The organism is Ruegeria sp. HKCCD9138 (assembly GCF_057220975.1).
Genome location: NZ_JBWVAZ010000002.1, coordinates 193,515 through 215,103 on the forward strand (window position 1 = coordinate 193,515; position 21,589 = coordinate 215,103).

A 21,589-nucleotide genomic window follows, 5' to 3' on the forward strand; every position below is an offset into this window, starting at 1 on the left:
GTTGTGCCAAACTCAAAGCGTTTTTTACGCAGGCTGAGCGGTCAGTCGCGCAACGATCACCTTGAACGGAATCAGCGCAATCAGTGCCAGCGACAGTTTTACCAGCCAGTCTGCAAAGGCCAGTGTCACCCACAGCGGCGCGATCGGGCCCGACAGCATGAAGGGTACAGGTTCCCACGCCCAGTTGATTGCAGCGTCGGCATTGGCGCCGAAGAAGGTCACCGAAGCCGAGAACGCGATGGTGAAGAACAGAGCAGTGTCCAGCGCCGACCCGACCAGAGTCGACACAAGCGGCGCGCGCCACCAGCGACCTTCGCGCAGGGAGTTGAACACGGTGACGTCGGTCAGTTGGGCGATCAGGAAGGCGGTACCAGAGGCGACTGCTACACGCAGCGGCACGGCAGCATAGGTGAAGCCATCGCCCTGCAGCATGATTTGCGTACCGATCAGCGAACAGATGATACCGGTGACAAATCCGGCAAACACGACCTTGCGGGCAGGACCCACGCCGTAGACGCGGTTCATGATGTCGGTGACCAGAAAGGCCAGCGGATAGGTGAATGCACCCCAGGTCAGTAGCCCATCGAAGATCAGGAACTGGACCAGGATGTTGGAGGCCACAACAATGGCGGCCATGGCAATGATGCCGGGAATAAAGCTGCGTTGCATGTTTTGATGCCCGTTTTGACAAGGTAGCGGCGACTTGGCCAAGGGACCGTCCCAAGGCAAGCCGCGCTTCTAGACCTTTGCCTGGGCCCTGTCAATCGGGCAGCAGATACTCGACCAGTTCGGTGCGTTGCAGGGCAAGGAAATTGTCATCAGACACCATTGTCGCACGAAGGCGCCCCTGAGTATCACGCCAGACCGACAACCCTTCGAGGTTGTCATGCGCCCCGGTGGCGGTTTCAAACAGTATCTCTTCGGCGCTGGGGGCATCGCCTTCGATCCGCCAACGCCGCAGGCGTGAGCGGAAGCCGGTCAGCGACACGGCGCGCTCAAGAACATAGAGGCGGCCATCGGGGCCAAAATCTGCCGCCACCGGCTGAAACTTGCCATACGGGGACAAAACAAAGGGCGTCGACCACGTGCGGCCATTCCAGCGGTAGACCGGAATATCACCTTCAATCGTGCGATTTTTCTCGGTCAGGGTGACAAGACGCCCCTGTTCATCAAGGGCAAGGGCTTCAAATGACCCATTGGACTCCAGGCTTTCAAAGGCATCGGGACGCGGCAACACCCGCGCGTTTGTGCCCGGCGCCGAGTAGTAAGCCACGCGATGAATACCCTCGAAGGAGACATAGAGGCTGCCGTCAGGTGCGATGGCGATGCCCTCTGAATCGCCAACCTGACCCCGCATGGTGCGTCCCCTGCTGGACAAAAGGGGCCACCGACCCACAATTTCAACGCTCTCGATCCGATCTCCGTCACGCTCGACCCGGGCCTTCACCAACAACGAGCGATCGCCGAGAGCGATCAAATGCCGACCGTTTTCCGAGATGTGGACGGCAGAAAACCCGCCGAACCAATCGGCGTTGTGTCGCCATGCATAGCTGCCGAGATGGGTGGCGGTCTTGACCTCGACCGCCCAGGCTGATCCGGCCAGCAACAGCGTGGCGATCAGTTGGACTGCAATACCGCTGTGCATTGCTGGGGCAAATCAGCCAGAACATATTCGCGGCGTTTCTTGGGCGGCGGCGCGTTCGGATCAGGCGGCGGCGGGTTCAGAATGTTGCGCACCCACTGCTGAGCCTCGGCGCAGCCGTCACCCTTGGGCGGAGGGTCTTGGTTGACACAGCCGCGCGAACCTTTTGGGCATTTCAGGCGAACGTGGAAGTGATAGTGATGCCCCCACCACGGCCTGATCTTGCGCAGATAGGCCCGGTTGCCTTTTTCGTCGTTGCACATCTGAACCTTGGCACCCGGAAACACGAATATTCGCGCCACCCGCTTATCCTTGGCCGCTTCTCGCAGAACCGCGTGATGCTGTTTGGTCCAGTTGCCGTTTACATAGGCGCCATTTGACCGGCGCAGAGAGATAGACGAGATATTCTCGCGCGCCTTGCGGCTCAGCCGCATATTGTCACCCGGCAGCATCCAGATATCGATGTCCAGACCCAGTTGGTGACTACGGTGCCCGGATGTCATCGGACCACCGCGTGGCTGGCTGATATCCCCGATATAGAGACCATTCCAACCCGGTTGCTTGGCTGCAAACCGGCTCAGGTCCCGTACGTAGTCAATTGCCTCGGGGTGGCCCCAGTTGCGGTTGCGCGACAGGCGCATCGCCTGCCACGTTGGCCCGGTTTCGGGCAGTTGCACCGACCCGGCAGCGCATCCGCGCGAATAACTGCCGAAGGCGGCCGGTTTTTGTTGTGAACTGACCTTCTGAGCTCCGAACAATTGCTTTGCCAAAGGCTGCGCCCCTGCGGTGTTCGCAAGCGTCAGTGTTGCCAGTATTGCGAAAAAACGTAATAAAATCATCTGCTCTGATCCCCTTCCGGCTTCACCCAGCGCATCAGGAATAGGCCCAGAATAAACAACAGAATGATCGGTGACACCCCCAGCCGCGCATTGCCGGTGACGGTTGTGGCAATCCCGATCAGCAGCGGCGCAGCGAAGGCGGTGGCGCGGCCGGACAATCCATAAAGGCCGAAACTTTCAACCGGGGTCTTCGGGTCGGTGTGGCGCACCATCATTGATCGGCTGGCCGATTGCAGGATGCCGCCCATGCCGCCGATCAGCACACCACATCCAAAGAACACCAGATCTGGCAGGTTCGAACCTTCGGGCAGCGTGATGCCGTATATCTGCGTTCTGTCCATCGACACGACAGTGGCGCAGACAAAGATCAGCACCCAGATTGATGTCAGAATGACCGGTTTAGGGCCGTATTTCTTGTCCATCTTACCACCGACCCACGCGAAGATTGCCGAGGCCAGAACGCTGACGATCCCGAATATGCCGATCTTGATCAGATCCCATTCCAGCACCAGCCGGGCATAGACACCGCCAAAACTGTAAAGCCCGTTCAGCGCATCGCGGTAGAACATGGACGATCCCAGATATGCCGCCAGGCTGCCCCGGTGACGCAGGGCGGCAATGGACTTGCCCAAAAGCCGTAACGCCTCGCCTACGCTGCCTTTTTTGTCTGTCTGAGGATCATCCCGCACCCACAGGAAGTAGGGCACCATGAACAAAACGAACCATCCGGCGGTGAAAGGCCCGACAATGCGCGTGCCCTGCTGCCGGGATGCATCCAGTCCGAACAACGGATCCATCCCGATCAAAGTCTTGCCGTTCGATTGCTCGACAAACAGCGCCAGCATGATCGCCAGCGAGATCAGCCCGCCGAAATAGCCAAACGCAAACCCCGATCCCGAGATCTCACCCACTTCGTTGTCGTCGCCCAGATCGGGCAATTGAGAGTTGATAAAGATCAGCGCGTATTCCGCACCTACAAAACCCAGCCCGAACGCCGACAACATCAGCCACATGTTCGAACCATCGGGCATCGTGTACCACAACGCGGCAGAGCCCACCGCGTACATCACTGAAAAGGCAAAAATCCACGGGATGCGCCGGCCCGAGACATCGGCCAAGGCCCCCAGAAGCGGCGCGCCAAAGGCGATGATCAGCCCGGTGATGGTCAGGCAGTTGGCCCAGACCGTCTGCGCCCGCGCCGCAGCGGCCTGCGCGTCGAGGCCGGTATCCGTGAAAAAACCGGCGGCAACACCCGCGAAATACGGACCAAAGACAAAGGTCACCAGTAGCGTGTGATAGGGCTGACTGGCCCAGTCGAAAAACCACCAGCCCCAAATGCGCTTGCGCCTGGAAATCTCTGCCATCTCTGCCCCTTATGCTCTTTGTCTTCATAAGACGGACCTTTCAGCCAATTCGCAAGCGTTCTATTCGGGCGGTCTTGCTCTTTGCCGCCGGGGCGCTTAGGTCTCGACAGATATGAAAACGGAGTGCCCATGCTGTCGCTGATCCAAATCCTGCTGCTGATCCTGGACATTGTCTGGTTCATCATCCTCGTCCACGTGATCATGAGCTGGCTGATCAATTTTCAGGTATTGAACCTGCACCAACAACTGGTGGCGCAGATCTGGTACGGCCTGAACCGTATTCTGGAGCCGATCTATGCCCCGATCCGGCGCATTCTTCCCAATATGGGCGGGCTTGACCTGACCCCGCTGGTGGTGTTGGTCGGGGTCTATGCGCTGCGGATCATCCTGATCAACAATGCGGTCTATTTCGTCTGACCTCTTGTTCACCGAATCTTAGTATGTGATTGTCCTGTCTTAAGAGCAGATAAACCTTAAAACAGGGCCACCCCGCACATGTTCGACGCCGCACCGATGCTGCGAGATGTCTTTGGATTCGACGCCTTCCGACCCGGGCAGGAAGAGATTGTCGATGCCGTCACGCTGGGCGAAAACGTGCTGGCCATCATGCCAACCGGCGGCGGTAAATCCCTGTGTTTCCAATTGCCTGCACTGATGCGCGACGGCGTGACGGTGGTGATCTCTCCGCTGATCGCCCTGATGCGCGATCAGGTGCGCGGCTTGCAGGAGGCAGGTGTCGAGGCCGGGGCGCTGACATCCGGCAACACACCCGAAGAAACCGATGCGGTGTGGCAGGCGCTGGAGGCCGGGCGGCTGAAGTTGCTCTACATGGCGCCGGAACGTTTGGCGGCCGGATCGGCGATGGGAATGCTCCGCCGGATCAATGTCAGCCTGATCGCCGTGGACGAGGCCCATTGCGTCAGCCAGTGGGGACATGATTTCCGCCCCGATTACCTGCGGATCGGAGAGTTAAGGCGGGCGCTGAAGGTACCGCTGGCCGCTTTCACCGCCACCGCCGACGCGGAAACGCAGGATGAGATTGTCGAGAAGCTGTTCGACGGCAGCGTCCCCCGCAAATTCCTACGCGGGTTTGACCGGCCTAACATCCACCTCGCCTTTGCCGCAAAGGACGGTCCCCGCAAACAGATCCTCGACTTCGCCGAAGCCCGCAAGGGCCAGTCAGGCATCGTCTATTGCGGCACCCGCAACAAGACCGAGGTGCTGGCCCAAGCCCTGCGCGCCGAGGGGCACTCGGCCTGCCACTATCACGGCGGGATGGAGGCCGAGGACCGTCGCGTCGTCGAGACCCGTTTCGCGCGCGAGGATGGGCTGATCGTCGTCGCTACCGTGGCCTTCGGCATGGGGATAGACAAACCGGATATCCGCTGGGTCGCCCATGCGGACCTGCCCAAATCGATCGAAGCCTATTATCAGGAGATCGGACGCGCCGGGCGAGATGGGGGCCCGGCGGAAACCCTGACCCTGTTCGGCCCCGACGATATTCGCCTGCGCCGCTCGCAGATCGACGAAGGCTTGGCCCCGAGCGAACGCCGCATGGCCGATCACGCGCGCCTGAACGCTTTGCTGGGTCTGGCCGAGGCGCTGGAATGCCGCCGCCAAACACTGCTGGGTTATTTCGGAGAACAGGCCGCGCCGTGCGGCAAATGCGATCTCTGCGACAGCCCGCCCGAGGTGTTCGATGGCACCACGCCGGTTCGTATGGCCCTGTCCGCCATCCTGCGCACCGAGGAGTGGTTCGGTGCCGGGCATCTGATCGACATCCTGTTGGGCAATGAAACCGACAAGGCCCGTGCGCGGCGTCACGATAACCTCTCTACCTGGGGCATCGGCACAGAGTGGTCGCGCCCGCAGTGGCAGGCGATCTTCCGGCAGATGATGGGCCACGATCTGGTGCGACCGGACCCGGAACGCCACGGCGCCCTGCGCATGACCGAGGCCGCAAAACCGATCCTGAAGGGAGAGGCTCAGATCAATCTGCGCAAGGACACGATCCGCAAGGCGAACAGGCGGCCCGCGGTCAAGATGATGGTGTCCGAAGAAGATGCACCGCTGCTGTCCGCGCTCAAGGCCAAGCGCCGCGCACTGGCTGAGGCCGCGCGCGTCCCGGCCTATGTCATTTTCCCCGACCGGACCCTGATCGAGATGGCCGAAACGCGCCCGACAACACTGGACGACATGGCCCGGATCAGCGGCGTGGGCGCGAAAAAACTGGAGCGTTATGGGGCAATGTTCCTTGAAGTCCTGACCGGTGCGGTCGAGGAACTGCATCCGGCGCGGCGTAAACTGGCCGGGCGCGATCAGGGCGATATCTACGACCGGTTGCTTGAAGTTCAAACAAGGTTGTCACGTGGACCGGAAGGGATCGACAAGCCGCTGACCTGCTCTGCCTCACAACTGGCCAAAGTGGCGCAGCTGCGGCCCGACGACCCGCGCGGCATGGAGCAGGTTTTGGGCGACCGCCGTCACGAAAGATTTGGCGCCGCATTTCTGGACGTGCTGCGCCGGGCGGGCTAGATACGCTCGGGACAGGCAAGGATAAGGGGCGGATATGCTGGTAGTGATTTCCCCGGCCAAGCGGCTGGATTGGGCAGAGCGGGACGTCGAAGTTACGCAGCCCGACTTTCAGGATGACGCGATCAGGCTGTCAAAAACCGCCCGCAACCTGACGCTGGGCAATCTGAAAAAGTTGATGGATCTCAGCGATGATCTGGCACGCTTGAATCGTGACCGCTATCGCGCCTTTTCCGATGCACCTTGCGCGGATGTGACCCGACCGGCCGCGCTGGCCTTTGCCGGGGACACTTATCAGGGGCTTGAAGCAGCCTCTCTTGACGTCGATGAAATGGCCTGGGCGCAAGACCACCTGCGCATTCTGTCCGGGCTGTACGGCGTGTTGCGCCCGCTGGATGCCATTCAGGCCTACCGGCTTGAGATGGGCAGCAGGCTGAAGACCCGGCGCGGCAGGAACCTGTACGAGTATTGGCGTGATCAACTGAGCAAAGCTCTGAACAAACAGGCAGACGAGATCGGGACTCAGGTTCTGGTCAACTGCGCCAGCCAGGAATACTTCGGGGCTGTCGACCTGAATGCCCTGAAGCTTCGCGTTATCACACCGGTTTTCATGGAAGACAAAGGTGGCACCCCAAAGATCGTCAGTTTCTTTGCCAAGAAGGCGCGCGGAGCGATGGCGCGATATGTCGTTCAGCATCGGCTGACCGATCCTGCCGGACTCAAGGATTTTGACACCGGCGGTTATGAGTACCGCCCCGAGCTGTCTTCGGAAGACAAACCCGTTTTCGTGCGACCCTATCAGGCCTGATCGCAATCCGGCTTGGGGGCGGGCGGCTGCGCCTCAGACGGACAGTGGTCCATGATTGTTTGCAGGATCAGGTTTTTGTGCAGGGGTTTGGTCAGGTAGTGGTCCAGCCCTGCCGCCAGAATACCCTGATCGTCCCCCGCCATGGCATGTGCAGTCAGGGCGATGATGGGCACCCGGCGCGGCGTTCCGATTTCGCGCCGCCTGATCTCGGCAGTTGCTTCTTTACCGTCCATTTTTGGCATTGAGATATCCATGAAGATCAGGTCGGGGTCGAATTCGGCATAGGCTTCGACCGCCTCAATCCCATTGGCCACGAATTGCAGATCGATGTTCAGATTCTTGGTCATCTTTTTCAGGATCAGTTGATTGGTCCGGTTGTCCTCGGCGGCCAAGACCCGCATCAGTCTCTGACCTTGGGGTTTTTGCGCAGAACCCACTATGTCTTCGTCGGGCTTCGTATGGTCCTTCGGAGTGAAAACAGGCGCGCCAAGGGCCATCAGCCGGGAATACAACTCGGCCCTCGGGATGGGTTTCTGCAGCACCCCTTCGATCAGGCGATGGGCAGGGTCGGCATGAATTACGCCCGGATTGGCGGACATCACGACGATCGGCAGATCGCCCCAGCCCCGCTCTCGCAGAGTGGTGGCCAGTTCCAGACCATCCATATCCGGCAGGTCCTGATCGCAGAGAACCAGGTCAACCGATCCGTCAACCGCCTTCAGCGCCTCGCCGCCGGTATTGCAGACGGTGACGCGAGACCCCAACCGCCCCAATTGCTTGGTCAGGATCGCGCAATTCACGGCCAGATCTTCGACGACCAGCACATGCTGCAAACGCCCGTCCAGGTCGGGCGGGGCGGGTTGCGGTCCCTCGGCGGTGGGCAGCGAGATACGGAAACCAAAACATGAGCCCCTGCCCACTTCGCTTTCGACCCAGACCTTGCCGCCCATCATCGTGATCAGACGATTGGTGATGGGCAGCCCCAACCCCGTCCCTTCAAACTGGCGGTTCCTCTCATCCTCGACCTGATTGAATTCGCCGAAAATATGCCCCATCTTCTCGGGTTCGATGCCGATACCGGAATCCTCGATCGCCACGTGAATGTCGCAGCGCTGCGCCTCTGTATCCGGCACCCCGGTGACACGGATCAGTACATGCCCGTTGGTGGTGAATTTGACTGCGTTGCCCACAAGGTTGGTCATGATCTGGCGTATGCGACCGGGATCGCCAACGAACAGTGTGGGCAGGAACAGGTCGTAATCCACCAGCAGGGTCAGGCCCTTGTCGCGCACGCTGGGTTGCAGCAGCATCGCCACCTCGAGGATGCAACGTTCCAGATCGAACCGTTCGGGGTGCAGGGTCAGCTTGTCGGCCTCGATCTTCGAATAATCCAGCACGTCATTGATGATGACCAACAGCGCCTCGCCCGAGTTGCGGATGGTGTTGACATAAAGCCGCTGCTCTTCGTCCAAGGGCGTTTCGGTCAGCAACTCCGTCATACCGACGATCCCGTTCATCGGAGTGCGAATCTCATGGCTCATATTGGCCAGAAAAGCGGATTTCGCCCGGTTGGCGGCCTCGGCCCGTTCGCGTGCCGCATGCAGTTCAGCTTCATGCCGGACCGATGCAGTGATGTTCAGCGCCAAGCTTACTACATCCCCGCCGTATCCGCGTTGGTCGATCAACCGGATGTACTGGCCGTTCCACAGCTGGATCACGACCGGTTCGGGGTTGGCACCGGACCAGCGCGCAAGCATGCGTTCGCGCCATTCTGCAACCGGCTCGGCCCCGATATCGACGATGCCCTCATCCGTCAGCACTTCAAGAATGCGGCGATAGTCGATTCCGGGGACCACTTCGTCCAACCCTTCGAACACACTCAGATACGCCGTGTTGGCACTGATCAACTGGCTATTTCCGTCAAAAAAGGCAAAGCCGTCCTGAATGGTCTGGATCGAATGCCACAGCCGCCGCTCGGCCAGTTCGATTTTGGCATTTGCGACGGTCAGGTCGGATTTGACCTTTTCATTTTCGTCGCGGACTGTTTCGACCTCGGCCTGAGTTTCGCCAATCTGGCGGGTCAGCGCGATGGCGTGGCGGCCCAGTTTGCGGTTCGCGGCTGACAGTTCCGCCTGTTTGAGGTGTAACAACCGCTCGGCCGCCAGACGCGCGCGCCTTTCCTGGGCCAGTTTTTCTGCAAGACTCATCGTTGAACCTTCCGGGACAGTTTGCGTACAGCATCCCGGCAGACGATGAAAAAGTGCTTAAGCTGGCTAGTGCCGTCCCTCTCGCAGCCAACCGGCCAGCAGGAACCCACCGGCAAGAAGCAGAACCAGCCACGGTGGCAACAGCCCGGCCTGTGTGACATCGCGGGTCTCATACGCGTTTCGCGGTGTCAGCCCAATCCAGCCACGCCCGGCAGCCGGCCGCCCGGCGCGCACGTTCCGGATCACGGGCAAGCCATCCTCAACGCGGATCGCACCGCCGCGCAGGCTGGCCAAAACCGGATCCAAAACCTCGTCGGTGGCAATTGTGCGTTCAAACTCCTTGGGGGCTGCGGGACCAAGGCCGATCACTGCGGAATGGTCGCCTTCCTGCAGGCGGTAAAGGCCAATCTCGGGACCGAAATACTGTGCTTCGAACCGTCCCGGCAGAACCTCTTGCAGCTCGACCTGTAGGGTTTCGCCGTTGGGACGGGTCACAGTCACCGAACCAACCTCATCGCTCAGGGTTTGGCGAATGATGCGCATGGATTGACCGGTGGCCTCGGCCCAAAGCGCTTCTTCCTCAAGCTCGGGTTCTTTCATCATCCAGTGGGCCAGCCTGCGCAACAGCTCAAGCTGCGGGCCGCCGCCTTCGAACCCGCGACTCCACAGCCACGCATGGTCCGAAGCCAGCAGCGCCACGCGCCCGTCGCCGACGCGGTCCAGAACCAGCAGAGGCCGCTCATCCACGCCCGTCATCAACACTTCGCCTGTGCGGTGGTTCACATCGATCTGGCGCAACCACGCGCCCCAGCTGTCTGCATCGCCCAGATCTGTGGTCACAGGGTGACGTTGGCCCAGCTCCGAGACCATGGGAACATATCGTTCCTCGATGACCCGCGCGGTGGGTTGCGCCGGCAGCAGCGGTGCCAGCGGCGACCGAAATATACTGTCTGCCGATGCAAAATCCGGGCCAGCGGCAATCAGCACCGCGCCACCGTCGTTGATATAGTTGGTGACGTTGTCCAGATAGATCGCCGGTAAAATGCCCCGCCTTTTGTAGCGGTCGAAGATGATCAGATCAAAATCGTTGATCTTTTCCAGAAACAACTCGCGCGTCGGGAAGGCGATCAGCGACAGCTCATCCACCGGCACGCCATCCTGTTTTTCGGGGGGGCGCAAGATGGTGAAATGCACCAGATCAACCGAGCTGTCGGATTTCAGCAGGTTGCGCCAGGTGCGCCCGCCCGGATGCGGCTCACCCGAAACCAGCAGAACACGTAGCCGGTCGCGCACGCCGTTGATCTGGATCAGCGCTGTGTTGTTGCGATCGGTCAGCTCACCCTCGGCCCGGGGCACGGTGAACTGGATGACGTTGCGTCCGCCATGCGGCAGCGTAATCGGCACGTCGACGTCGAGCCCGATGGGCATGGCAAAGCTTTCAGGTTCGCCACCGTCAACCGAGATTTCCAGCGGTGCGGTGACGGCGCCGGGTGGCACGGCACCGCTGTCTTCGACCCGCAATGTCAGGGTTACCGGTTCGCCGATGATGGCAAAGGCTGGAGCGTTGCGAACGATCAAACGACGATCCCAGTCATCAGCGCGCCCCGTCTGCAACAGATGCATGGGCGCGGGTAGGTCCGGGGCCTGATCAACATCGTGGACGATGCCATCCGAGACCACAAGGATCCCGGCAATGCGCGCCCGCGGTTCCTCGGCCAGGGCGGCATTCAGGGCGGCCATGATTTGCGTGCCTTCGTCGCCGTCCCCGTCGCCGACGCGGATTCGGCGCAGTTCGGTGTTTTCACGGTTTTCGATCTCGGCTGCCAGTTCCCCGGCGGCTTGTGCCGTCTGCTCGGCACGGTCCGATAGCGCCTGACTGGCGCTTTCATCCTCGATCATCAAAACGATGTCCGTCAGCGGCGCGCGGTCTTCGATTTGATAAACCGGGCCCGACAGGGCCGCGATCACAACCAGAGCCGCCAGCCCACGCAACGCCCAGCCCGAAAGGCCGCGCCACAGGGCCAGGATAACTCCGCCCAGGCCAGTCGTGGCCACGAGCGCCAGGATCGGCCAGGGAACCAATGGGTCAAATATTACGGTTCCGGTCATTGTCCCAACCTGTCCAAAAGGGCGGGCACGTGGACCTGATCGGATTTGTAATTACCGGTCAGAACATGCATCACCAGATTGACGCCAAAGCGGTGGGCCAACTCACGTTGGCGCTCGCCCGCATAGCCTCGGCCGACCGGCAACAGCGCCTGCCCATTGCGATCGACGGCCCAGGCCCCGGCCCAGTCGTTACCGCCTATGACCACCGGCGTGACATTGTCGTTCAGGTTTCGGAAAGGCATCCCTTCGATCTGTTCCGCATCCAGCGGGGCCGCTTCGACCCAGACCTCGGCACCGGCATAGCGGCCGGGGAAATCCTGCAGCAGATAGAACGCGCGGGTCAAAACGTGGTCGCGGGGAACAGGTTCTAACGACGGGATATTCAGCGGGGCCGCCAATTGTTGCAGTTTACGGCCATTTGCACTGGATGCCCCAAATCCAGCGATATTCGCGTCACGCGTGTCAAACAGGATCATCCCACCCGAGCGTAAATATGCGTTCAGCTTTGCATAGGCCTCGGCCGAGGGTTGTGGCTGATCCGAGGTGATGGGCCAGTAGAGCAGCGGGAAAAAAGCCAGCTCGTCACGTTCCAGATCGACGCCAATCGGCTCCGCCGGTTCGACGGAGGTGCGATAATAGAGCGTCTGAACCAGCCCGCGCATTCCGGCCAGCGCGATGTCGTCCACCTGTGTATCGCCCGTCAGCACATGTGCAAGAACCAGTTCCTGAGTGGCATCCAGCGCAAATTCAGTTTCCTCGGGCGTTTGCGCCTGGGCCTGGGGCACCGCCATCAAAACCCCCAGCCCAATGACTGCCGCGCGCGCCAGACCCAAACGACCCGACAGAGACAGCGAAGCGATCACATCCACGGTCAGCAGGATCAGGGCCAGACTCAGCAGCAGCCCTCCGATGGGCGTTTCGGCACTGACTTCCTGCCCTTTGATCGGAATGTCCTGAGGCCAGACGATCGGGTTCAGAACAGAACCATCCGACAAAACATTCAGCGCCAGTTTCTGTTTGCCGCTTTCATAAAGGCCGGGACGCAGTTCAGGGCCAATGTCGTCAGAGACCAGTTCGACCCCGTCCACTCCGGGCAAATTCCCGGCTTCCGACAGGGCTCCGAATCCATCGAGAATCTGGATCGGCTCCCACGTGGTGCCTTCCAGTTGTTCCACCTGCCGCGACTTGGCGGCCGAAGCGACAGCAAGCCGGTCGAGCATCTCGACGAACAAACCTGACAACGGCAGACTGGACCATTCCGCATCCGCGGTGACATGGAACAGAACCACCTGACCCAGCCCCAACGACTTGCGCGTCACCAGAGGCGTGCCATCGGACAAGGACGCAACCACCCTGTCCGCAAGGTTGGGATCCGGTTGCGCCATGACCTGAGTGGTCACGGTCACGTCTTCGGGCACCTTCAGCCCATAAAACGGAGAGCTTTCCGGGAAAGGCGCCAATCCCTTGGCCTCGCCCCAGCTCATCGCGCCACCAACCGACCGTCCACCGCTGCGCAATCGAACCGGCAGCAAGATATCCTCCTCGTCCCGGCCAAGGTCGCTGGCAGCCATGCGAGGCCCGGCAAAGCGCAGCAACAAACCGCCCTGTTCAACCCATTCGACCAGCTCTGACTGTTCGGTGTCGGACAGTTTGGCCACATCCGCCAGTACGATCACGTCCGGATTGGCGGGCAGAACCTCCAACAAACCACCGTCGACAAAATCGGCAGTCGGGATCAGGACCTGCGTCAGATAGTGTAACGGAGACAGCAGCTCCAACCCTTCACGGTTGAGCGTCCCAGCAATCAGCGCGACCTCGCGGCGGCGCAGGCTGTCGTCGATCAGGGTAACGGCACCGGCAGACCGTTGGCCCTGTATCTCGAACCGGGTAATCCGGGCGCGCAGCTCGGAAGGCAGTGCCAACTCGGTCTGCGCCTGATCAGAGCCGCTTTCGAACTGCATTTCCGCCGAATGCAGAACCCGCATGGCGCCTGCCGGATCGCGTCCTTGCGCCAGCAAAGTGATGGAAACCGGCCCGGTTGTATCAGCCCGCAGCGCGGTCAGTAAGATCGACCCGTCCTGATAGGCAGCCGGAGCGACCGCGACCACCTGAGACGGAGACAAATAGGCCGTGACCGCTCCCCGTGATTGTAATGCCGAAAGCAACCGGTCATGCCCTTCATAGGACAGGCGGTCACTGAACCAATGTGTATCGAATTCGCCGGAAACTTCGTCCAGTGCTGCAATCGCGGCCGAAATCTGCGCTTCGGTCGGCTGCCATGGCATCGGTGTCAGACCGGGCAAGCGACCGCGCCAGGCTTCGGCCGACTGGAAGATCGGCGTTTCCGGCTCTGTCAGGCGCAGGATCGATACCGGGCGCCCCGCCCGGCCTGCCTCGGTCAATTGCGTATCGATCTGGTCCAAAGTCGAGGCCCAGCGCGTCGCGCCCGCCCAGCTGGCGTCCAGAACCAACAAAAGAGGTCCTGAACCGGTCTCGTCGCGCGCAGGGTTCAGAACCGGGCCGGCCAGACCGATGATGATCGCCGCCGCCGCCAGCATGCGCAGCAGCAACAGCCACCAGGGCGTTCGGTCAGAAACGCTCTCGTCGTCTTTCAGGCCCAGCATCAAAGTGACGGCCGGGAACAGGCGGCGGATTGGCGCTGGCGGCACTGCGCGAAGGATCAGCCACAGGATCGGCAGGGTCAGAAGACCCAGCAATACCCAAGGGGCGGTAAAACCGATACCCGCCAAAACCGTCACAATGCACCTCCATCCAGCGCGCGATAGAGCCACAACAGAGCCGATTGCGCGCTTTCTCCGGTGTGATGCAGGCCCAGTTGCCAGCCGGTCGAACGGCACAGTTGCGCCAACGCGTCCTTCCGCTCTGCCAGCCGGTCCAGGTATCGCTCGCGCAGGTCACCGGCCTTGAGGGTTTCGTGACGGACGGTACCGCCAACACTTTCGAATATGGTTCGGCCGCGATAGGGAAACGCCTCTTCGCTCGGATCGAGGACCTGAAGCAGAACACCGCGTACCCCTCGGTCGGCAGATTTCGTCAAGGCCAGTTCAACTTCGTCCAGAGGCCCCAGAAAATCGGAGATGAACACAGCCCGCGCGTGCGGAATCATCGCGCGGTGCTCTGGTGGCGCATAGTCCGTCACTACATCCTCGGACCACGCTTCTGCCAGTCGGATGATCTGCGCATTGCCGCGCCGGGGTGGCAGCGTGGTGCCCGTCAGGCCAACGCGTTCGCCCCCGCGCACCAGAAGTATGGCAGTCGACAGTCCCAACAGACGCGCGCGGTCAGCCTTGGCTGGCAAAGCCTTGTCCGATGCAAACCGCATCGACGCACCCTGATCGACCCACAGCATGATGGATTGGGCAATCTGCCATTCCCGTTCCCGGACAAATTGCTGATCCCCGCGTGCCGAGCGCCGGTGATCGATCAACCGGCGACTGTCGCCGACCTGCGCGGGGCGGTATTGCCAGAAATCATCGCCCAACCCCGAGCGCCTGCGCCCATGGTCGCCCAGCAGAACGGTGCCTGCCAGGTGTTCGGCTCGCGCCAATAGCGGTGGCAGCCGGGACGCCTCGGCCTCGGATCGTTCGCGAAGGGTCAGCGCGGCATTCACGCCGCGGCCTCGGTCCGGGTCAGTCCGAGCGCTGTGGTTTCGATCAGATCAGCCAGACTGTCACCGCGCGCGCGCGCGGCAAAGTTCAGCGCCATACGATGGCTAAGCACCGGGCGCGCCATGTCCAGCACATCTTCGGCGTTGGGCGCCAGACGGCCTTGCAACATCGCACGGGCCCGTACCGTCATCATCAGCGCCTGTGCCGCGCGAGGGCCCGGGCCCCAGGCCACGGTTTCCGCCACGCGGTCAGATACGCCCGGTTCTTCCGGGCGGAAGGCGCGCACCAGATCAAGGATCAGTTCAACGACCGAGTCACCAACAGGCATCCGGCGCAACAGAACCTGCGCGGCCAGCAGTTCGTCCTTGGTGAATATCTGGCTGGCCTCTTCCTCTTCGACCCCGGTCGTGGCCAGCAGGATGTCGCGTTCGGTCTGGCGGTCGGGATAATCCACATCGATCTGCACCAAAAACCGGTCCAGCTGGGCTTCGGGCAGCGGGTAGGTCCCCTCTTGTTCAATCGGGTTCTGCGTGGCCAGCACGTGGAACGGTACGCCCAGCGAACGATCTTCACCCGCGACGGTCACCGTACGCTCCTGCATTGCCTGCAGCAGCGCCGACTGAGTCCTTGGACTGGCGCGGTTGATTTCATCGGCCATCAGCAGCTGGCAGAAAATCGGACCAGAGATGAACCGGAAGTGGCGGCTGCCATCCTCGGCAGTGTCCAGCACTTCGGACCCCAGAATATCGGCCGGCATCAGGTCAGGCGTGAACTGGATTCGGTTGCCATGCAGACCCATCACGGTCGACAGCGTCTCGACCAGGCGGGTCTTGCCCAGCCCCGGAAGTCCGATCAACAATGCGTGACCGCCACACAACAAGGCCGTCAACGTCAGATCCACGACCCTCTCTTGCCCGATAAAACGGCGCGTGATCGATGATTTGGCGTCTTGCAGCTTGTTTTCCAGCGCTTCGATCTCGGCTACGAGGTCGGCGGGTTCGGTCATGACTTTCCCTTCCGTGGACTATTATGATTGAAGTGTATCGCGCTGAGAGGAAATGGCAAAAGCAATGAGCGGACAAAAACCTGTTACACCTTCGCCTGATGGTTTGGCGGCATCAGTCAAAGCGGCGAAAACGCGGGGTTTACCGCCTGTTCACCTGTGGAATCCTCCGTTTTGTGGCGATCTGGACATCCGGATCGCAAAAGATGGGACCTGGAGTTATTTAGGGTCGCCCATCAACCGGTTCGAGCTTGTGAAGCTATTTTCCTCAATTCTTAAGAAAGAAGGTGACCGGTTTTACCTCGTGACGCCGGTCGAAAAGGTGGGAATCACCGTCGAGGACGCACCGTTTGTCGCTGTGGATGTCGATCGTGCAGGGGAAGGCGAGAACCAGATGCTGACCTTTACAACCCAGGTCGGGGATACGGCGACGGCCAGCCCGGATCACCCGATCAGAATTGAATTCGATACGGAAACAGACGAGCCATCACCCTATGTATTGATCCGCGCAAACCTTGAGGCCCGCATCGATCGCAAAAGCTTCTATCGCCTGGTGGACATTGGAATCCATCACGAAAACTGGTTCGGTGTCTGGTCTGGCGGCCAGTTCTTCCCGCTCACGACGTCGGACAGTCTGGCAGAGGATTAAGACAGCCGTGGCTTGCGATCCTGCGCCAGAATGACGGCACATGCCACGATGCCGGCCCCCAGCGCGCGGGTCCAGTTCCACTCGTCCCCCAGCATGACCATGATCACCATCACGTAGAACGGCGCGATGTTGATGTGAAATGACGCGAGCGCGACACCCAATCTGGAAATCGACCCGACGAACAGTATCTGGCTGATTCCCATCGAAATCAGCGCATAGATCGCCAACATCCCCATCTGCTCGGAATCAATTGCGGCTTTGGGCATGATATCCATGCCCAACTGGTGTGAGGCGAACATCAGGATAGCCGCCATGACCAGCCCACCGGCGAATATGATCGTGGCGCGCCCGGTCTGACTCAATTCGGGAAAATCCCGCGCCGTCGCCTGACTGGCCCAGCAGAACAGACCCGTTGAAAGTACCGCGCAAGCCGCACCCAACCCAAGCTGCGCGGGGGCCATGGCACTGGTGGCGACCAAGCCGCCCACAATGGAAACCAGAACACCGATGGCGAAGTTCCATTTCAGACGTCTTGTGCCTGCAGCAAGCTCCAGCAAGGTTGCTGTGAGGGGCGCACAAGAGGCGATAATGGCCACGGTCACCGGGTCGGTCAGTTTCTGCGCCAGAATCAGCAGAAACATGCCCGTACCCAGGCCAAACCCACCTACGAACAGCGCATGCCCCCATCGGGCACGCAGAACGCGATCCGGCCCGTCAATCAGCACCCAAACCGGGATCAGGAAAAGAACCGCCAGTGCCAGTCGAGCGGTCAGCAAAGCCACGGGCGGCCAGGTCTGCAGCAATATCTCAGCCGCCGGAAACCCGGCAGCCCACGTCAGCATAGAGGCGACGGCCAGTGAATTGCCGGACAATGCCGATTGCCGACCATCAGACGCAACAAGGGTGTTCCCGCGAACGGGCTCCGGGCTCATCGCCATCGCATTCAGACCTTTTTTCCGACACGGCGTCAGGTAATTGATTCGCCGCAATGGGCTTACGATTTCTGAAATGGCAGGTGGGTTCTGGTCGATTTTCGACAATCTGTCGTTTTCAGTCCCTTTCGGCGATCACATCCGGCCGCTAAGGTTGCCGCGCCTGCCACTCGAGACTGCCCATGCCCCGGTTTGCCGCCAATATTTCTCTCCTGTTTTCCGAGCTTCCTTACCTCGAGCGGTTCGAGGCCGCAGCACAGGCCGGGTTCGATGCGGTCGAGATCCTGTTTCCCTACGAACTGGCCGCCAAGGAAACCCACCGGGCGCTGCTGGCCAACGGGCTGGAGCTTGTTTTGATCAACGCGCCACCGCCCAACTACACAGGCGGGGCGCCCGGTTATGCCGCAGTTCCGGGCGGTGAGGCGCGCTTTCAGTCAGATATCAAACGCGTCCTGCGGTATGCCGAGGTGCTGCGGCCCGGCCTGATCCATATCATGTCGGGATACTCATCAGGGTCTCAGGCGCTGGATTGCTTTGTACAAAACCTGCAATGGGCCGCAGATCTCGCGCCACAGCAGAGCTTCACAATCGAACCCCTGAATCCGGTCTCCCAACCGGATTACTTTCTGAATGACTACGCACTGGCTGCCGAAGTTCTGGATCGCGTGAACCGTCCGAATGTCGCCCTGCAATTCGATAGTTTTCACGCACATATGATTCACGGCGATGCAATTGCCGTGTGGGAGAGGTATCGGGACCGTATTTCACATGCCCAGATCGGGGCCGCGCCGGACAGATCGGAACCGGGGCGCGGTGCAACGGATTTCCCGGCCCTGTTCACTGCAATGGACGCTAGCGGATACTCCGGCTGGGTCAGTGCTGAATACACACCGTCGACAACTCAAACCCTCGCCAGTCTGCATTGGATGCGGCAATAATATCGTCTTCGCTGCGGTGTGCCCGGTCAGGCCGCAGGCTTGACCCGCTGCAAAGATGGCCCGCCGGGCCTGATGAGCCGCGCGTTCCTTTGCCCGAACTCAGTGCGCCTCGGCCCAATTGGCGCCCTGTCCTGCGTCAACCACCAGCTTCACGTCCAGCTCTACGGCGGGATCAGATGCGCCCTCCATCACGTCCCGCGCCACCTTGATCACATGATCCACAGCGTCTTCGGCCACTTCGAACAGCAGTTCGTCATGCACCTGCAGCAGCATTTTTGCGGGCAGGTCGGCGATAGCACTCGGCATCCGCACCATCGCGCGCCGGATCACATCCGCCGCGGTACCCTGAATCGGCGCGTTGATTGCTGCCCGGCGCGAAAAGCCGGCATGCGGTCCCTTCGCATTGATCTCAGGCGTATGGATTTTGCGCCCAAACAGAGTCTGCACATAGCCATTTTCTTTAGCGAACGCGACAGTGTCGTCCATATAGCGGCGAATGCCCGGAAAGCGTTCGAAATAGCGGTCGATGAACCCCTGCGCCTCGGCCCTTGGAATGCGCAGGTTGCGCGCCAGTCCAAAGCCCGAGATGCCATAGATCACACCAAAGTTGATCGCCTTGGCCTGCCGACGGATATCCGGCGTCATCTCGTCCAGCGGCACATCGAACATCTCGGACGCGGTCATGGCGTGAATGTCCAACCCATCCGCGAAAGCCTGTTTTAGAGCCGAAATATCAGCGATATGCGCAAGAATACGCAGCTCGATCTGACTGTAGTCCAGGCTGACCAGCACGTTCCCCGGCTCGGCAATGAACGCCTCGCGAATGCGCCGTCCTTCCTCGGTGCGCACCGGGATGTTCTGCAGGTTCGGATCGGTCGAGGCCAGACGTCCCGTGTTCGCTCCGGTGATCGAATAAGATGTATGCACCCGACCCGTATCCGGATTGATATGGGTCTGCAACGCATCCGTATAGGTCGATTTCAGCTTGGAAAGTTGACGCCAGTCCAGCACCCTGCGTGGCAACTCATGTTCGGTCGCCAGATCCTCAAGAACGTCTGCTCCGGTAGAATATTTCCCGGTCTTACCCTTCTTGCCGCCTTCCAGACCCATCTTGTCGAACAGGATCTCGCCCAGCTGCGCGGGCGACCCGACGTTGAAATTTTCACCCGCCAATTCGTGGATTTCAGCCTCTAACCCGACCATTTTTTGCGCAAAAGCGTTAGACATGCGCGACAGGACATCGCGGTCGACCTTGATGCCGTGCATCTCCATTTCGGCCAGAACCGGCACCAAAGGACGTTCGAGGGTTTCATAGACCGTCGTCACCTGCACCTGGTGCAATTGCGGTTTGAACAGCTCCCACAGGCGTAGCGTGATATCCGCATCCTCGGCGGCATAGGCCGTGGCCTCGTCGATCGGTACCTTGTCAAAGGTGATGGCCGACTTGCCGGATCCCAACAACGGCTTGATCGGGATCGGTGTGTGGCTCAGATACCGCTCGGACAAAGTATCCATGCCATGCCCGTGCTCACCCCCATGCATCGCGTAGGACATCAGCATCGTGTCATCGATTGGGGTCACCGTCACCCCATAGCGCTTGAAAATCTTGGCGTCGTATTTCATGTTCTGCCCGATTTTCAGGATCGACGGATCCTCGAACATGCGCTTAAGCAGTGTCAGAGCCTCATCCAACGGCATCTGCCCCTCTGCCAAGGCATCCGAGCCGAACAGATCGCCACTCGCCCCATCGCGATGTCCCAGCGGGATGTAACAGGCCTCGCCCGGCTCCACGCACAAAGAGATGCCGACCAGATCAGCGATCATTTCGTTCAGCCCGGTAGTCTCGGTATCCACAGCAATCCAACCGCGCTCGTAAGCCTGATCGATCCATTTCCGCAGAGCACCTGCGTCCCGCACGCATTCGTATTTCGACGCGTCAAACGGGAGGGCTTCGGCCTCCGGCACTTCTGCAACAGGCAACGGTGCATCCGCAATCACCGGCGCCTCGACCCCCAGTTTTTCGGCAATCCGCTTGGTGAGGGTGCGGAACTCCATTTCGGCCAGGAAACTCATCAGCGTGCCCGGCTCGGGATCGCGCACTTCAAGATCATCCAGCGTGAAGTCCAGAGGCGTATTCTCATCCAATTGCACCAGTTTCTTGGACAGCTCAATCTGGTCGCGCTTGTCGATCAGGGTCTGGCGGCGCTTGGGTTGCTTGATTTCCTCCGCCCGATCCAGCAGCGTTTCCAGATCGCCAAATTCGTTGATCAGCAAGGCCGCTGTCTTGACCCCGATGCCGGGCGCGCCCGGCACGTTATCCACGCTATCCCCGGCCAGAGCCTGCACATCGACCACCCGCTCGGGACCCACACCGAATTTCTCGAACACCCCATCCCGGTCGATGCGCTTGTTCTTCATTGCATCCAACATCTCGACCCCGTCGCCGACCAGTTGCATAAGGTCCTTGTCGGAACTCACGATGGTCACACGCCCCCCGGCTTCGCGCGCCTGAACAGCCAGTGTGGCAATGATGTCGTCCGCCTCATAACCTTCCAATTCTTTGCAGGCGATGTTGAAGGCCCTTGTCGCTTCACGCGTCAGAGGTATCTGCGGGCGCAGATCCTCGGGCATCGCCTCGCGGTTGGCCTTGTACTGGTCGTAAAGGTCATTGCGGAATGTGTGAGACCCCTTGTCGAAGATCACCGCCACATGGGTAGGTGCGTCCGGCCCAGCGTTACCTTCGACATACTTTTGCAGCATGTTGCAAAACCCGGATACAGCCCCGATCGGCAACCCATCCGATTTTCGCGTCAGCGGAGGAAGCGCGTGATAGGCGCGAAAAATAAACGCTGATCCGTCGATCAGATGCAGATGACACCCTTTTCCGAAATTCGTGGTCATTGCGCACCCTCTCCTGATCTCATCCGACAACACTAA

At 60.4% G+C, this 21,589-nt stretch carries 16 protein-coding genes; 5 read left to right on the plus strand and 11 right to left on the minus strand.

From position 1 onward, the window contains the following. Positions 1–24: 24 nt before the first annotated feature. From AC2TEL_RS04250 to AC2TEL_RS04265, 4 genes are all read right to left on the minus strand, one after another. Positions 25–669, minus strand: a complete 645-nt coding sequence (locus AC2TEL_RS04250) for a queuosine precursor transporter (RefSeq protein ID WP_480838332.1) — start codon at positions 667–669, stop codon at positions 25–27. A gap of 91 nt (positions 670–760) precedes the next feature. Continuing rightward, positions 761–1,645, minus strand: a complete 885-nt coding sequence (locus AC2TEL_RS04255; protein ID WP_480902094.1) for an esterase-like activity of phytase family protein — start codon at positions 1,643–1,645, stop codon at positions 761–763. Continuing rightward, the gene (gene mepA / locus AC2TEL_RS04260) at positions 1,618–2,481 is read right to left on the minus strand and encodes a penicillin-insensitive murein endopeptidase (RefSeq protein ID WP_480838336.1); all 864 of its coding nucleotides are present in this window, start codon (positions 2,479–2,481) and stop codon (positions 1,618–1,620) included. The genes AC2TEL_RS04255 and mepA overlap by 28 nt, the downstream gene beginning before the upstream one ends. Then, positions 2,478–3,845, minus strand: coding sequence for an MFS transporter (locus tag AC2TEL_RS04265; RefSeq protein WP_480902097.1), 1,368 nt, complete (start codon positions 3,843–3,845; stop codon positions 2,478–2,480). The genes mepA and AC2TEL_RS04265 overlap by 4 nt, the downstream gene beginning before the upstream one ends. Before the next feature lie 129 nt (positions 3,846–3,974). On the opposite strand from AC2TEL_RS04265, the gene AC2TEL_RS04270 reads away from it, so the two are divergent. The 3 genes from AC2TEL_RS04270 to yaaA all read left to right on the plus strand — a co-directional run bounded on the left by AC2TEL_RS04270 (position 3,975) and on the right by yaaA (position 7,185). Then, complete coding sequence (locus AC2TEL_RS04270; RefSeq protein ID WP_480838340.1) at positions 3,975–4,262, plus strand: YggT family protein; 288 nt, start codon at positions 3,975–3,977, stop codon at positions 4,260–4,262. A gap of 78 nt (positions 4,263–4,340) precedes the next feature. Beyond that, entirely contained in the window at positions 4,341–6,380 is a 2,040-nt protein-coding gene (gene recQ, locus AC2TEL_RS04275; protein ID WP_480902098.1) for a DNA helicase RecQ, read from the plus strand. Between the two features lie 34 nt (positions 6,381–6,414). After that, positions 6,415–7,185 (plus strand): peroxide stress protein YaaA, encoded by a 771-nt coding sequence (gene yaaA / locus AC2TEL_RS04280; RefSeq protein WP_480902100.1) that lies wholly within the window; start codon positions 6,415–6,417, stop codon positions 7,183–7,185. Here yaaA and AC2TEL_RS04285 read toward each other — a convergent pair. From AC2TEL_RS04285 to AC2TEL_RS04305, 5 genes are all read right to left on the minus strand, one after another. Next, positions 7,176–9,392 (minus strand): response regulator, encoded by a 2,217-nt coding sequence (locus AC2TEL_RS04285; protein ID WP_480902102.1) that lies wholly within the window; start codon positions 9,390–9,392, stop codon positions 7,176–7,178. The two genes, yaaA and AC2TEL_RS04285, sit on opposite strands and share 10 nt — an antisense overlap. Before the next feature lie 66 nt (positions 9,393–9,458). Next, the gene (locus AC2TEL_RS04290; protein WP_480902104.1) at positions 9,459–11,501 is read right to left on the minus strand and encodes a hypothetical protein; all 2,043 of its coding nucleotides are present in this window, start codon (positions 11,499–11,501) and stop codon (positions 9,459–9,461) included. Further along, a complete protein-coding gene (locus AC2TEL_RS04295; protein ID WP_480902105.1) occupies positions 11,498–14,260 on the minus strand; it encodes a DUF4159 domain-containing protein in 2,763 nt (920 codons plus the stop codon). Before AC2TEL_RS04295 ends, AC2TEL_RS04290 begins: the two co-directional genes overlap by 4 nt. Further along, the gene (locus tag AC2TEL_RS04300; RefSeq protein ID WP_480838352.1) at positions 14,257–15,132 is read right to left on the minus strand and encodes a DUF58 domain-containing protein; all 876 of its coding nucleotides are present in this window, start codon (positions 15,130–15,132) and stop codon (positions 14,257–14,259) included. Before AC2TEL_RS04300 ends, AC2TEL_RS04295 begins: the two co-directional genes overlap by 4 nt. Continuing rightward, entirely contained in the window at positions 15,129–16,136 is a 1,008-nt protein-coding gene (locus AC2TEL_RS04305; RefSeq protein WP_480838354.1) for an AAA family ATPase, read from the minus strand. Before AC2TEL_RS04305 ends, AC2TEL_RS04300 begins: the two co-directional genes overlap by 4 nt. A gap of 64 nt (positions 16,137–16,200) precedes the next feature. On the opposite strand from AC2TEL_RS04305, the gene AC2TEL_RS04310 reads away from it, so the two are divergent. After that, on the plus strand, positions 16,201–16,782 hold the full coding sequence (locus AC2TEL_RS04310; protein ID WP_480838356.1) for a DUF1285 domain-containing protein: 582 nt from the start codon (positions 16,201–16,203) through the stop codon (positions 16,780–16,782). Here AC2TEL_RS04310 and AC2TEL_RS04315 read toward each other — a convergent pair. Then, entirely contained in the window at positions 16,779–17,771 is a 993-nt protein-coding gene (locus AC2TEL_RS04315; RefSeq protein WP_480902108.1) for a DMT family transporter, read from the minus strand. The genes AC2TEL_RS04310 and AC2TEL_RS04315 overlap by 4 nt on opposite strands. Before the next feature lie 125 nt (positions 17,772–17,896). Here AC2TEL_RS04315 and AC2TEL_RS04320 point away from each other — a divergent pair, with 125 nt between their 5' ends. Continuing rightward, complete coding sequence (locus AC2TEL_RS04320) at positions 17,897–18,652, plus strand: hydroxypyruvate isomerase family protein (protein WP_480902110.1); 756 nt, start codon at positions 17,897–17,899, stop codon at positions 18,650–18,652. 99 nt (positions 18,653–18,751) lie between these two features. On the opposite strand, the gene polA is transcribed toward AC2TEL_RS04320, so the two are convergent. Beyond that, entirely contained in the window at positions 18,752–21,553 is a 2,802-nt protein-coding gene (gene polA / locus AC2TEL_RS04325; protein WP_480902112.1) for a DNA polymerase I, read from the minus strand. Positions 21,554–21,589: the final 36 nt, after the last annotated feature.